This window comes from Dyadobacter sp. 22481, assembly GCF_052044875.1.
Classification (GTDB): Bacteria; Bacteroidota; Bacteroidia; order Cytophagales; family Spirosomataceae; genus Dyadobacter; species Dyadobacter endophyticus.
This window is the reverse complement of the sequence record NZ_JBQENV010000001.1, coordinates 1,353,202-1,365,504: the sequence shown is the minus strand read 5'-3', so window position 1 is coordinate 1,365,504 and position 12,303 is coordinate 1,353,202. Positions and strand designations below refer to the sequence as shown.

At 49.2% G+C, this 12,303-nt stretch carries 12 protein-coding genes and 1 tRNA gene; 6 read left to right on the top strand and 7 right to left on the bottom strand.

Translation table 11 applies throughout. The features are described 5' to 3' along the window. Positions 1-23 precede the first annotated feature (23 nt). The 4 genes from ACTJJJ_RS05300 to ACTJJJ_RS05285 all read left to right on the top strand — a co-directional run bounded on the left by ACTJJJ_RS05300 (position 24) and on the right by ACTJJJ_RS05285 (position 3,171). A tRNA-Met gene (locus tag ACTJJJ_RS05300) sits at positions 24-97 on the top strand. Between the two features lie 126 nt (positions 98-223). Further along, entirely contained in the window at positions 224-2,002 is a 1,779-nt protein-coding gene (locus tag ACTJJJ_RS05295; protein ID WP_440701613.1) for an ABC transporter ATP-binding protein, read from the top strand. A gap of 169 nt (positions 2,003-2,171) precedes the next feature. After that, positions 2,172-2,873, top strand: a complete 702-nt coding sequence (locus tag ACTJJJ_RS05290) for a 2OG-Fe(II) oxygenase (RefSeq protein WP_426294521.1) — start codon at positions 2,172-2,174, stop codon at positions 2,871-2,873. 40 nt (positions 2,874-2,913) lie between these two features. After that, positions 2,914-3,171, top strand: a complete 258-nt coding sequence (locus ACTJJJ_RS05285; RefSeq protein WP_426294522.1) for an Ada metal-binding domain-containing protein — start codon at positions 2,914-2,916, stop codon at positions 3,169-3,171. Here the strand turns inward: ACTJJJ_RS05285 and ACTJJJ_RS05280 are convergent. From ACTJJJ_RS05280 to ACTJJJ_RS05270, 3 genes are read right to left on the bottom strand one after another with little or no spacing between them, the layout of a single operon-like run. Beyond that, complete coding sequence (locus ACTJJJ_RS05280; protein ID WP_426294523.1) at positions 3,163-4,071, bottom strand: DNA-3-methyladenine glycosylase family protein; 909 nt, start codon at positions 4,069-4,071, stop codon at positions 3,163-3,165. The two genes, ACTJJJ_RS05285 and ACTJJJ_RS05280, sit on opposite strands and share 9 nt — an antisense overlap. 24 nt (positions 4,072-4,095) lie before the next feature. Next, positions 4,096-5,115 carry a DNA polymerase III subunit delta gene (holA, locus tag ACTJJJ_RS05275; protein ID WP_188929895.1) on the bottom strand — a complete coding sequence of 340 codons (1,020 nt, stop codon included), beginning with the start codon at positions 5,113-5,115 and terminating at the stop codon, positions 4,096-4,098. A gap of 60 nt (positions 5,116-5,175) precedes the next feature. Continuing rightward, positions 5,176-5,778, bottom strand: a complete 603-nt coding sequence (locus ACTJJJ_RS05270) for an ACP phosphodiesterase (protein ID WP_188929897.1) — start codon at positions 5,776-5,778, stop codon at positions 5,176-5,178. Positions 5,779-5,875: 97 nt separating this feature from the next. Between ACTJJJ_RS05270 and ACTJJJ_RS05265 the strand changes: the two genes are divergently transcribed. Further along, positions 5,876-6,391 carry an FKBP-type peptidyl-prolyl cis-trans isomerase gene (locus ACTJJJ_RS05265; RefSeq protein WP_188929899.1) on the top strand — a complete coding sequence of 172 codons (516 nt, stop codon included), beginning with the start codon at positions 5,876-5,878 and terminating at the stop codon, positions 6,389-6,391. Between the two features lie 67 nt (positions 6,392-6,458). Here the strand turns inward: ACTJJJ_RS05265 and ACTJJJ_RS05260 are convergent, their stop codons facing one another. After that, a complete protein-coding gene (locus ACTJJJ_RS05260) occupies positions 6,459-6,941 on the bottom strand; it encodes a deoxycytidylate deaminase (RefSeq protein WP_188929901.1) in 483 nt (160 codons plus the stop codon). Between the two features lie 73 nt (positions 6,942-7,014). Between ACTJJJ_RS05260 and ACTJJJ_RS05255 the strand changes: the two genes are divergently transcribed. Then, a complete protein-coding gene (locus ACTJJJ_RS05255) occupies positions 7,015-8,100 on the top strand; it encodes a DUF922 domain-containing protein (protein ID WP_426294524.1) in 1,086 nt (361 codons plus the stop codon). A 33-nt stretch (positions 8,101-8,133) separates the two neighbouring features. On the opposite strand, the gene ACTJJJ_RS05250 is transcribed toward ACTJJJ_RS05255, so the two are convergent. From ACTJJJ_RS05250 to ACTJJJ_RS05240, 3 genes are read right to left on the bottom strand one after another with little or no spacing between them, the layout of a single operon-like run. After that, positions 8,134-9,912: a ComEC/Rec2 family competence protein gene (locus ACTJJJ_RS05250; RefSeq protein ID WP_440701612.1), complete on the bottom strand. Its 1,779-nt coding sequence runs from the start codon at positions 9,910-9,912 to the stop codon at positions 8,134-8,136. Between the two features lie 6 nt (positions 9,913-9,918). After that, entirely contained in the window at positions 9,919-11,196 is a 1,278-nt protein-coding gene (locus tag ACTJJJ_RS05245; RefSeq protein WP_426294526.1) for a T9SS type A sorting domain-containing protein, read from the bottom strand. Beyond that, the gene (locus ACTJJJ_RS05240; protein ID WP_426294527.1) at positions 11,177-12,124 is read right to left on the bottom strand and encodes a PhoH family protein; all 948 of its coding nucleotides are present in this window, start codon (positions 12,122-12,124) and stop codon (positions 11,177-11,179) included. The genes ACTJJJ_RS05245 and ACTJJJ_RS05240 overlap by 20 nt, the downstream gene beginning before the upstream one ends. Positions 12,125-12,303 lie beyond the last annotated feature (179 nt).

The window sequence follows — 12,303 nt, the reverse complement described above, 5'->3', positions numbered from 1 at the left end:
TACTTTTGCACCACAATTACGACGGCGGGGTAGCTCAGATGGTTAGAGCGTAGGATTCATAACCCTAAGGTCGGCAGTTCGATCCTGCTCCCCGCTACATTGTTGAAGACATCCTCCCGGATGTCTTTTTTATTTTCCGCCATTTTGTGCCTTCTCGAGAATTAAAATCGGCGCATTTCGGTTTACAGTAATTGGTAACACCACCGAATCACCTCAGAACTGTATGAAATTATTATTCCAATACCTGAGCAGGTACAAGGGACTCATTTTCCTGGCCCTGCTAATGGCGGCCGTCAATCAAACCTTCTCCCTTCTCAACCCTTACATCCTCGGTAACTACCTCATCGATCCCTACGCCAACAAAGCGGTAGAGTTCCGCACGAAGGGACTTGACAATGCATTCTTTAAGGGGATACTGATGGGCCTGCTGATGATCATCGGCGTAGCGATGGTATCGCGCATAGCCAAGGCATTTCAGGATTACCTGGTGAATGTCGTGATCCAGAAATTCGGTGCAGCGCTTTATACCGACGGGCTGCGGCATGCATTAAGGCTCCCGTTCCAGGATTTTGAAGACCAGCGCTCGGGCGAAACGCTTTCCGTGCTTTTGAAGGTCCGTGCCGATTGTGAAAAGTTCATTCTCAACTTCGTTAACGTCCTGTTCTTCACATCAGTAGGTATTGTTTTCGTGGTCATCGTCGCATTCAGGCTCAGCCCGTGGTTACCGCTGATCTACCTCGTCGGCTCGATCATTCTCGCGTTTCTGACTAGTGTTTTGAGTAGGAAAATCAAAACGATCCAGAAGAATATCGTGAAGGAAACGACCGCATTGGCCGGTTCTACCACCGAATCGTTGCGCAATATCGAGCTCGTAAAAAGCCTTGGATTGACGCAGCAGGAAATCGGACGACTGAATACCACAACTTATAAAATTTTGAAACTCGAACTGAAAAAAGTAAAAAGCATCCGTTCGGTAAGTTTCATCCAGGGAACGTTCGTCAATTTTCTACAACAATGCGTGATGTTCGCACTACTGTTTTTCGTGTTCCGTGATAAAATTACCGTGGGGCAGATGATGATGATGCAATTCTACTCCTTCTTCATATTCGGACCATTGCAGGAATTGGGCAATGTGATCCTCTCCTACCGTGAAGCTGAGGCGTCTTTGAATAACCTGCAAACATTGCTGGCCCGACCGGTAGAACACAAACCGGCTAACCCTGAAAGCATTACCGACATTAAGGAGTTGCAATTCGACCATGTGAAATTCCAGCATCAAACGGCCAAACGCCCTGCTCTCGAGGAGATTTCCTTTAATGTGAAACGTGGAGAAACCATTGCATTCGTGGGGCCATCGGGCTCCGGCAAGACCACCTTGGTAAAGCTGCTCGTTGGACTGTACCAACCTATCGAAGGCGCTGTTTTCTATAACGGTGTGAGTGGAAAAGATATCGATTTTGACGAAATCAGGCATAAAATCGGCTTTGTGACGCAGGATACGCAGCTTTTTTCGGGTACCATTAAGGAAAACCTGCTGTTTGTCAATCCGGGAGCAACCGACGAAATGATCAACGACGTGCTCATGAAAGCCGCTTGCTATAACCTGCTGGCCAGAGCCGAGAATGGCATCGACACGATGATCGGCGAAGGCGGTTTGAAATTATCAGGCGGCGAGCGCCAGCGCCTCTCGATCGCCCGCGCACTCCTGCGTAACCCGCACCTGATCATTTTCGACGAAGCAACATCAGCACTCGATTCGCTCACCGAAGAAGAAATATCGAACACCATTCGCGACATTACCGACCAGCGCCAGCACATTACTGTCATGATCGCACACCGGCTATCGACCATCATGTACGCCGACCGCATCTATGTGCTTGAAAAAGGCCGTATCGTCGAAACCGGCAGTCATCATGCATTGCTTGAAGAAAAAGGCCTCTATTACGCGATGTGGCGCCAGCAAATCGGCGAACGCAAAGACGAAACGGTACTGTCGGCTTAATGGTGCAAATCTCTTGATTTGCACACACTATTCGCAGGCCTCCGGCCGGAGGCCTGCGAATAGCAAGTCACGAAGGCTGACCTTCGTGCCATTTGCTTAACTACGCAAGAATCGGGTTTCAGTGCACGCCCGGGCCGGGTAATTTTGGTTCAACCAATCAAAATACCCAATGACCACCATTGAAAACCTCGACTGGGCTTCCATTCGCGAAAACCTTCACCAGCGCGGCTATGCGCAACTTAATCAGCTTCTGAATGCAGAGGAATGCGACAATCTGATTGCTGAATATGCCAATCCGGCACATTACCGCAAGACGATCGTCATGGAGCGATATCGCTTTGGGCTGGGTGAGTATAAATACTTTTCGTATCCACTACCCTCAATTATCCAACGGCTGCGCGAAAGCATTTACCCAAAACTGGCGCCCATTGCTAATCAATGGATGAATGCGCTCAGCAAAGAAAATCCCTACCCTGCTCATTTCGAAGATTTTCAGGAACTGTGCAAGGCTGAGGGACAAACAAAACCGACGGTACTGATCCTGAAATACGGCCAAGGCGGCCATAATACGTTGCATCAGGACCTTTATGGCGAGCTGTTCTTTCCGATTCAAATGGTGCTGTTCCTCAACGAGCCGGACGAGGACTATACCGGCGGCGAATTCGTTATGACCGAACAAATACCACGTGCGCAATCGAAGGCCATTGTTTTAAAACCCCGGAAAGGCGATGCGTTGCTTTTTACGACGAATTTCAGACCTGTGAAAGGCAGCAAGGGCTACTACCGCGTCAATATGAAGCACGGCGTGAGCGAAGTGCATGACGGCCAGCGGTACACGTTAGGTATTATTTTTCATGATGCATTGAGCTAAAACCGGGCATTTCCCGGCAAATGCATTTAAAACAGCACGCATGATCAGCCACGAAGAACTAGGCCCGGAAAACTTCGCGACGAGCCGGAAGCTGAAACGAATGATTGCCAGCTTTACCATCACAATGGCCGGCAACCGCAACCTTAAAATTTACGGTCGATTATCCTGCGGATCCGGAAAACGAATGAAACGAAGCAACAGGGTATTCTTCTCCGACGAGCGTGACGCGCTCACGCATGGGTACCGGCCGTGCGGGCATTGCATGCGCGAGACATATTTGAAATGGAAATTAAGTTAGTGGCTTTACAGCCAGGCTCCTCCACAAATAGAACGTGACATAGGTTTCCCAGCCTGCATAATCACGGAAAAAGGCTTCGATTTTGTCCTTTTCAGTACGCTCGGCGATAATACCATGGCCGGTCAGCGCATTCAGCAGCCCCACATCTCCATGTGGAATACCCTCGGGCGCACGGAACGACTTCATAAGCACATAATTGGCCGTCCAGATACCAATTCCCTTGTGCCCCACCAACGCCTTCTGTCGTGACTCAAAATCCGGCAAAGCGTCGATTAGCGAACGGCTGAGCGTGCCCTCCACGAATGCGCGAGCCGCACCAATCACATATTCCGCCTTTTTTTGTGAAAACTGCATTCCCCGCAGCACATCGATTTCCGCATTGGCCAAAACTGTCGGTTCAGGAAAAATATGAAAAACCTGATTGTCCCATTCAATATGCCGACCATAGCGCTCTACCATGCGCCGTTTCATTTTATATGCAAATGTGAGGTTAATCTGCTGCCCGATAATAGACCAGCAAAGTGCTTCAAACATATCGGAAATGCCCATCAGCCGCAAGCCGGAGAAATTTTCAGCCATATATGCCAGGCGGCTGTCCCGCTTTAACTGCATATAAAACGGCAGAAGGTCGCGATCCAGATCGAACCAATCGCTGACGTAAGCTGTGAGAAAATCGCGGCATTCCGGATTTGCAGCACCTTCCAGAATCTCGATTTTCAAAAAATTACCCTGCTCACTTACCTGGAAAAGCACGTCGCCATAAGGCGTCGCAATTGCTTTGAAAACTGCTGTTTCAGTTACCAAATGCAGGCAATCGTCGTAATTGCGGTTTAAAAACCAGAGGCATTCCTGGAAATTGAAAAGCGGCGGGACCGCGATAAGGATAGTTTGTTGATGCATCTTGGGGTTAATTCACTCATTCACTCAATGCACGATTTTGAAAACCAGTTCCCGCAGCAGCTCGCCCTCGGGAATACTCGTGCCGTCAAGCCCTTTCAAACGCCCGTCGCTTTCGCGCAGGTAATGGATAATATTAACAACCTTGCCCATTGGATAATTTCGCGCGGCCAGCAGATAATCCTTGACGAAATACGGGTTAACACCCAGCTCCACAGCCAACCCCTTTTCCGATTTGTCGCGCGCCGCATGGGTAAGGAGTAGTTTCGAGAAAAATCCGAACAAAATGATCAACACCGGCGCCAGCGGATTGTCCTTGGAATTGGAAGCAAAAAAAGCGGCTATCTGGTTCGCTTTCAGCACATCGCGATGCATCAATGCCTTTTGAAATTCAAAAACATTATATTCTTTGCTTATACCTACAAACTTTTCAATCGCCGTCGCATCAATACCTTCGTCTACACGCAGGTTCACCATGATCTTGCGGATCTCGTTTGAAAGCCGTTTCAGGTCGTTACCAATGTTATCCACCAGCATTTGAACGGCCTTCGGACTGATTTTTACGCCCTCGTGCTGGCAAAATGAGCCTACCCAGTCGGGCAGCTTATTGTCATACATCTTTTTAGATTGCACCACCACCCCATTTGCATTGCAGGCTTTAAGGTAAGATTTTCGCTCGTCTGCGTTGGCGTGATAGCAAAACACCAGCACGGTGCTTGGCACTGGGTTCAAGGCATAATCTTCTAATCGCTGCTGCTGTTCCTTCTGTTCAATGCCGTTCAGGCGGTGTGCTTCTTTCACCAAAACCAGCTGACGCTCGGCCATGAAAGGAAACCGCCGCGCGTAGCTCAGCACGCCGGCCACGTCGGTGTCTTTTCCGTACAGCACAAACTGGTTAAATCCCCGCTCCGATTCCGGAACCACTTTATTTTCAAGCTCTTCGGCAATAGAATCGATGTAATAGGGTTCGTCGCCATGCAGGAAGTACAGCGGCCGAAACTTCTTGCTTTTGAGCTCTTTAAGGATAATATCAGGTGTTTGTGCCATGAGTTTGGGAATTGAGACCGGCATGCGGTCCAGGCATCAAATTTACCGTTCCACAACGATTTATGCCGCGTTTTCGACGATAAATTGCCCTGCCTGCCGGCGCAATTCCGGAAAAAAGGAGACGAATTTGGTATAATAGAACTCTTCATTGGCTTGCAAGTCGCTGACAGCCGTGGAGATAGGCGCTAAAAACTCCGCCCGGCGCGAAAGGCGGTGAAACGTGGTATCAATACCGTCGAACGTCTCATAAGTGTTGAGCCAGTCCTGCCGGATCATCGAACGCACCATCGGCACCATTGTCTCCGGGATAAGGTGGGCGTTCCGCTCGATCACCGAATAAATCCGGTGCGCGTATACAAAAAGCGGTTCATGATGGTAATGCTCGAAATTTTTGGCGAGGAAATAATCGAAATAGATGTCCATCACGATTCCCGCCAGCTTTCCCTGTGTAACCGCCGCCACATCTTTGGCTTCGAGTACTTCGGGATGCTTATCCGTAAATGAATCGATAAAGCGGTGCAATTTCAGCCCCAGCACATAGTCGGGATTCCAGTTGGCAGTCTTTTCATCACTCAGACGTCCTTTAATGAAGTCACCGACATAATTGCCCATCATCACTCCCTCATTCTCGCCAGATAGCAAAATATGTGCTAAAAAATTCATCCAAATGACATTTTGACAAAATTGCCGTACGTTTGTTCCAGTACTCTCTCACGGAACAATTCTTTTACAACAACCATTATTTTAATCAAACTAGCAAATGAAAATCGAAAAAAATAACGTCGTAGCGTTAACATATAGCCTCAGCATTCCTGACTCTGAAGGTGAAACAGATGTTGTCGAAGTAGTGTCTGAAAATGACCCGATGTATTTTATCCACGGCATCAGCGGACTGCCGGAGGGTTTCGAAAGCCAGATCGAAGGCCTTTCTGCGGGCGATACTTTTGATTTTACCGTCTCTCCCGAAGAAGGTTACGGAGAATATGATGAAGAAGCGGTTGTAGACCTGCCGAAATCAGTTTTCCAGAATAGCGAAGTGGATCAAAACGAGCTGTTGCAGGTAGGCAACATCATCCCAATGACCAACGAAGAAGGCGAAAGACTACACGGTCAGATCGTCGAAATCCAGGATGACGTCGTAATCATGAACTTTAATCACCCGCTGGCAGGCAAGGAAATGCATTTCTCGGGCAAGGTGCTGAGCGTGCGTGCAGCAACACGTGAAGAGCTCGATCATGGGCATGTGCACGGTACGGGGGGAGTGCATCATCATTAATGAGTGAATGTCCGAATGAGTGAATGAATGAATAACCGCAAAAACATTCACTCATTCACTCATTCACTCATTCAATCATTGGCTGATACTGCTCCACCTCCACACCGAACCTTCGCAAAAACTCGACGCCCTCTTCGATCGCAATGCCCTTGTAGGCCGCATACGAGTGCAGGAAAATCACTTTCCTGATCTTCATCGTGTAAATCACCCTTGCACAGGCAATGCACGGCGCGAGTGTGACAAAAAGTGTTGATCCTTCGATATTTGAACCGTTTTTGACGGCGAACAGAATGGCGTTCTGCTCAGCATGCAATGCCAGCGAGCAACTCCCTTTCGCATCGCGCGGGCATCCTACGCCCGGAAATTCTTCATCGCAGTTGTGCGTGCCCGCCGGCGGCCCGTTGTAGCCAATTGAAATAATCCGCGTGTCCTTCGTTAGCACCGCACCCACCTGTGCTTTTATACAATGCGAACGCTTGGCAAGATTTTTTGCCAGGTCCATATAAATGTCATCAAATTCCGGCCGCAAATTCGTTGTTGCTATTGTCATTCTCTGGTCAATCGAAAAATTCAAGGTACAAAATTAGGGAAATGACGGCTGGATTCAACGCAGTTTGAAAAGTATGACTAGAAGCATATTGCTTATTTTCTTCCTGACCATCCTCCTTAACCCGCTTTTCGCACAGCAGGAGAAGTCGGTTGTTACCCTCACCAAAGACCCCGCAGGCCTTTTCAAATCCTATAAATTCTTTATTCAAAATGTAGAAGACCAGCGCCCTCAACCGGGAGCCGCACTGGGCAAAGTTATCGCCCTGGGCAAGGAAATCCCGGCAGTATTGGCCGGAAAGGCCGAAAATGAGCTGTTCGGGTACTGGTCGTACCTCGCGCCGAAGAAAGAGCAATCCTATTTGCCGCTTTACATTACCATTAAGGAACTGTCTGTCAGCGAAAAGCGCGTTGGACCAAATAGGGTTACGGGCGAAGTGCGGCTGAATGTCCGCTTCCGATGGTACCGTAATATGGAGCCCGTGGAGCTTACTGGCTATCAAACGGCAGCCAATTATACGCGGCCGGAAACTGCGTTCACCCACGATAAGTTAATCAAACAGCTTGTGGATCAAGCGCTAAGCCATTTTCAAAAGTGGATGACATCCAATGGGGGCAAAACGTCGGCGCTGGCCCGCAATCTGGTGCTGACATTCAAAGAAATTAACAACACGGCCTCCGAGGACACGGTTTTTTACTCTCCAAAACGACCGCTGATCTGGAATGATTTTAAGGTAAGAAGTGCGAAACCGGGCAGCAGGTATGCAGCTGCGGTATTCACCAGTTTCGGGTATGAAGGCCGCTCCTATCCAAAAGGCGATGATCTGGTGGTGGAAATTGGTTTAAAGACCTTCATGGTCAAAAGCATGTCGTGGGGCCGGCCGGAGTCGCGCGATGCGGGCACATTGCGTCATGAGCAGATCCATTTCGACATTACGAGGTTGGTAGTAGAGAAGTTTAAAGAACGCCTCAGAAAAGCGGAATTAACCTTTGAAGATTACGACAGCGAGATTCAATACCAGTTTCTCGAAGCTTTTCGGGAAATGAACCACGATCAGGAACAATACGACGGAGAAACCGGCCACGGCCTGAATGCGGGCGTCCAGGCCGCGTGGGACAAAAAAATTGCACAGCAAATCGAAGCGCTCTATTCGGTGCAGTAATGCCCTTTAAGGCGATTCGAATGACTTACCCGGCTACGGGGCTGCAATGCGGATAATGTCCTGAATTTCATTACTTAACGCGTAGCTTTTTATATTAAAATCAAACGCGCGGGTGTCCTCTGCAAATGCCTTATTACTCACAAGGTAAAGTTCACCGCCTGATTTAAAGCCCACTACCTGATGTTTAGGAACCAGAAAACTGACCGTCCCGGCATTCAGGTACGTACTCAAACTGCCTGTTATTGAAATAGTTGCGAAAGTAGCTACCGCTACCGCCGTCCATTTCAGGCAATACACTGAGCGCTGGTACACAGTATACCAAACCAGTAGAATTATACTATACAGCAAAATCACTTCCAACGCGCTTAAATGCAGGTTTTCCAACAAATGTCCGGGAAGTGAGCGTGGGATCGAGGCCGACCAGTCCGTAAGCCCGGCAGAAAGTGTTACAACTTGGCCGGCAACCCAGGCAAGCCACGAAATCCCGACAGGACTAATCAGCAACAAGACCAATGCAGCTGGCAGCAAGATATTCGTAAATACCACCACCAGCGGGTTTACCAGCCAGAAGTAAGTCGGGAATTGATGAAAGTAGAAAAAACTCAGCGGGAATGTCGCAATCTGGGCCGCGAGGGCAAGCGCACTTACCTGCCACACAAACCTGATAAGGCTATTTGTAGGGTTTACGATATCAAAAATAGGTTGATAAAGCAGAAAAATCCCCGCCATAGCCAGGTATGACAGCTGAAAACCGACATCATACAATGCACAGGGATCGAGCAGGAGAATTATGAGCGCCGAAAATGCCAGCGTGTTCATCGGGTAATGCTTTCGTCCAGCCACTTCGGCCGTTACCAGTACCATACACATCAATGCGGCACGCTGGACGGAGGGCGGTAAACCGGTAACCAGCGCATAAAATCCCAGTAATGCAGCTGTGAGGAAGAGATAAATCCATTTTCCAAAGCGCCAACGCTTCACCCAGCCGAAAGCCGTACTAATGGCCAGAAAGATAATGGCTACGTGCATTCCGGAAACGGAAAGAATATGCACCGCGCCCGAAATAACGTAATCGCCTACTTGTTGCTCGCCGAGATCGTCGCGACGGCCCAGCAACATCGCCTTCACAAGCCCGTATGCCGCGGAATCGATATGCTCGCGGAAACGGTCGTCAGCCCATTGAGAAACTGTTTCAGGCCAATAAGCAGGATTTCCCTTGTTACCGGCGGACATCAGCTGGCAGGAACCCTTATTTACAAATGCGGTAAAAAGGATACCCTTGTTCCTCAAATACCGGGCATAGTCAAACTGTTCGGGGTTTTGCGGCGGAGCGGGTTGCTCCAACCGTCCGTTGATCATCAACTTGTCGCCGGGTCTGGGAATGATCGGGAGGCTATCCGGCAAATAAATCAATGCCCTCACCGGATAATTAACCCATTGCTTTCCGCTTTTAAACTGTTCGGTCCGGATCTCAAAGCGAATGGAATTGGTCCGCTTTTCGGGTATGGTCGTCACTACGGCTGCGAAGGATCGGTATTCCAATGCATTAAGTCCGCTGAGCTGCCTGTCTTTTTCCTCCTCGACCCGCATTTTAACACCAGCTCCCAAAAGAAACATCCAGGCAGCCAAACCAATAGCGAAGCCTGTCTTGCGCCGCAGCAGATACAGCGAAATACATCCCAACGTCACGGCAACCACGGGTATTAATATAAAAACAACCGGCATACCGGCGGTCGTACGGAATGCGTCGCCTGCCAATATGCCGGTTGCTAGGAATAGTACTACGCTTACAAACGGAGCGCGTGGTAGCATGTGTGTTTATCGTACGACAAAACGTTTTGTGATCGTCTTATTAGCGGTCTCTACTTTGTAATAGTACAATCCGCTAGGGAAGTTTCTAACGTTGAGGTAAGAGCGGTTGACGGCATCTTCCGTCACCTTTTGTCCTTTCTGGTTATAGACGGACACGGTATAATTTTCAAAATTAGGCGTGAACACGTTGGTTGTCAAGGTCTCACGAACCGGATTAGGGTAAAGTTCCACTAAAAGTTCGGTCGTCGAAAACTGCGAGTACTCCACCATTTTCGCACGTCTGGGACTCAATGCAAGCACGGCGTGCATTCGTGCCTTCTGATCATTCGTAAATATGCTCATGCACACGTCGGGCGAGTAGTCCATGTAGTTTTCGATCATGTTGCGCGTCATCACAGTTCCGCCACATTGCGAATATACCGGCGAGCACGAAAGGTCTGTTGTCTCGTTCTTGGTATTGGCGGTTGGTGTGTCGTCGCAATAATCGGTGCCGCAGGTACTGTCGCCCCAAATGTGTATCAGACCCAGCCAATGGCCTACCTCATGTGTTGTCGTACGGCCCAGGTTATAGATCCGGCTCGTGATCGCATCGGAATTGCGGCCGAAATAGCGGAAATCGATGATTACGCCGTCGGTCAATGCGTCGGCTTCTCCATTTTCGGAAGTAGCAAGGCCGGCCGTACGGTCGTTGAGCTCCGTGACTACCGGAAACTGGGAAGTCCCGAGGTAGCGGTCGTTCAGCCGCGTTACCCAGATGTTCAGGTAACGGTTTGTAAACCAGGCCGGCGAAATGTTCGCCAGTTCGTCGGCGTCGGTAATCGGGCTGAACTGCGACGTTGCATTATAGGTGCGCACCACCGAAACCAGTTTGAAACGGATGCCGGTATCTACGCCCAGCGAATCGGTATAATAGCCTTTATAGCCCGAAGTATTGCCATAGTCTTCATTCAGGACGTCGATCTGGCTTTGTATTTGCGCATCGGAGATATTGCCGTTGCCCGCGCCGCCGATCACCTTATCGGCCCGGTTGTGGACGACGTGTATCACCACCGGGATCGTGATCACCTCACTCGCGCTCATACGCGCCGCAGCGCCAGTATGCAGGTAATTCTCAATCGCCTGCTCAGATTGCATTCGCAGGTTGCGGAGGGAGGGGTTTTTCAACAGCCGTACAGAGTCCCGTTCCGTGCTGGCGCACCTCGTAACAAGCGGTTCCTGCGCTCTTCCGAGCGTGGAAACCAGCAAAAGGCCGACCAGCAGCAGGCTATTTCTCCGATTTTTCATAAGCAGCAAGAATGTCCTTCACCAAACGGTGCCTTACAACGTCCGAACCGTCCAGTTCCACAAAACTGATTCCCTTAATGCCCTTCAAAACGGTGATAGAGTCGATTAGCCCCGATTTCAAGTTTTTGGGAAGATCGATCTGCGACTTGTCGCCGGTAATGATCGCTTTTGAGCTTGGGCCCATCCGGGTCAGGAACATTTTCATCTGCATGGGCGTCGTATTCTGTGCCTCGTCGAGCAGGATAAATGCGTTGTTCAGCGTACGTCCCCGCATGTAGGCAAGCGGCGCAATTTCGATTACCCGGCTTTCCAGGTACAATTTCAGCTTTTCCGGCGCGATCATATCATCGAGCGCATCGTAGATCGGTCGCAGGTAGGGATCGATCTTTTCTTTCAGGTCACCCGGTAAGAACCCGAGGTTCTCCCCTGCTTCCACGGCCGGACGCGTTATGATAATTTTTCGTACTTCTTTGTTTTTCAATGCCCTCACCGCAATGGCGACCGCAGTATAGGTCTTTCCCGTACCGGCCGGACCGATTGCAAACACGAGGTCGTATTTGCCGGCCTGCTCGACCAGGAGCTTCTGGTTGGTCGTTTTGGCTTTTACAACGAGGCCCTTATTGCCATAAAGAATCACATCGTCGTCGTCTTCGCCGGTGGCCGCGGGCATTTTGGCTATGCCATTCAGGTAGCCTTTGACGTTGTCGTTCGTTATTTTCCCATACTTCTGATAGTGCGCCAGAAGAGAGTCTATTACATCTGTGATTCGGATAATTTCGGGGGCAGTCCCCTGGATGCGGATCTCGTTTCCGCGTGAAATAATTTTACTTTCGGGGAAAGCAGCAGCGACTTCCTTGATATTCGAGTTATGAATCCCGAGAAAATCGACCATGGATACGTCTTCGAGTGTGATGATTTTTTCCAGCAAATGAATCAGTGTTTAATGTTTATCTAATCGTTGTAAAATTTAGTAATAATAACCAACATTTGTAAAACATAATCGTCGAAAAAACAATTAATCTACTAAATACCTGGCCAAAAAATAACTCTTTCCCGACCAAGTCTTTCATTATCAGACACGCACAAAAAAGTCGTGTGGCAGAAAAA

What these genes read in the sequence shown, in the direction of transcription:
- ACTJJJ_RS05295 (WP_440701613.1), top strand. Translation starts at nt 224, where the DNA reads ATGAAATTATTATTCCAATACCTGAGCAGGTACAAGGGACTCATTTTC.
- ACTJJJ_RS05290 (WP_426294521.1), top strand. Translation starts at nt 2,172, where the DNA reads ATGACCACCATTGAAAACCTCGACTGGGCTTCCATTCGCGAAAACCTT.
- ACTJJJ_RS05285 (WP_426294522.1), top strand. Translation starts at nt 2,914, where the DNA reads ATGATCAGCCACGAAGAACTAGGCCCGGAAAACTTCGCGACGAGCCGG.
- ACTJJJ_RS05280 (WP_426294523.1), bottom strand. Translation starts at nt 4,071, where the DNA reads ATGCATCAACAAACTATCCTTATCGCGGTCCCGCCGCTTTTCAATTTC.
- holA (WP_188929895.1), bottom strand. Translation starts at nt 5,115, where the DNA reads ATGGCACAAACACCTGATATTATCCTTAAAGAGCTCAAAAGCAAGAAG.
- ACTJJJ_RS05270 (WP_188929897.1), bottom strand. Translation starts at nt 5,778, where the DNA reads ATGAATTTTTTAGCACATATTTTGCTATCTGGCGAGAATGAGGGAGTG.
- ACTJJJ_RS05265 (WP_188929899.1), top strand. Translation starts at nt 5,876, where the DNA reads ATGAAAATCGAAAAAAATAACGTCGTAGCGTTAACATATAGCCTCAGC.
- ACTJJJ_RS05260 (WP_188929901.1), bottom strand. Translation starts at nt 6,941, where the DNA reads ATGACAATAGCAACAACGAATTTGCGGCCGGAATTTGATGACATTTAT.
- ACTJJJ_RS05255 (WP_426294524.1), top strand. Translation starts at nt 7,015, where the DNA reads ATGACTAGAAGCATATTGCTTATTTTCTTCCTGACCATCCTCCTTAAC.
- ACTJJJ_RS05250 (WP_440701612.1), bottom strand. Translation starts at nt 9,912, where the DNA reads ATGCTACCACGCGCTCCGTTTGTAAGCGTAGTACTATTCCTAGCAACC.
- ACTJJJ_RS05245 (WP_426294526.1), bottom strand. Translation starts at nt 11,196, where the DNA reads ATGAAAAATCGGAGAAATAGCCTGCTGCTGGTCGGCCTTTTGCTGGTT.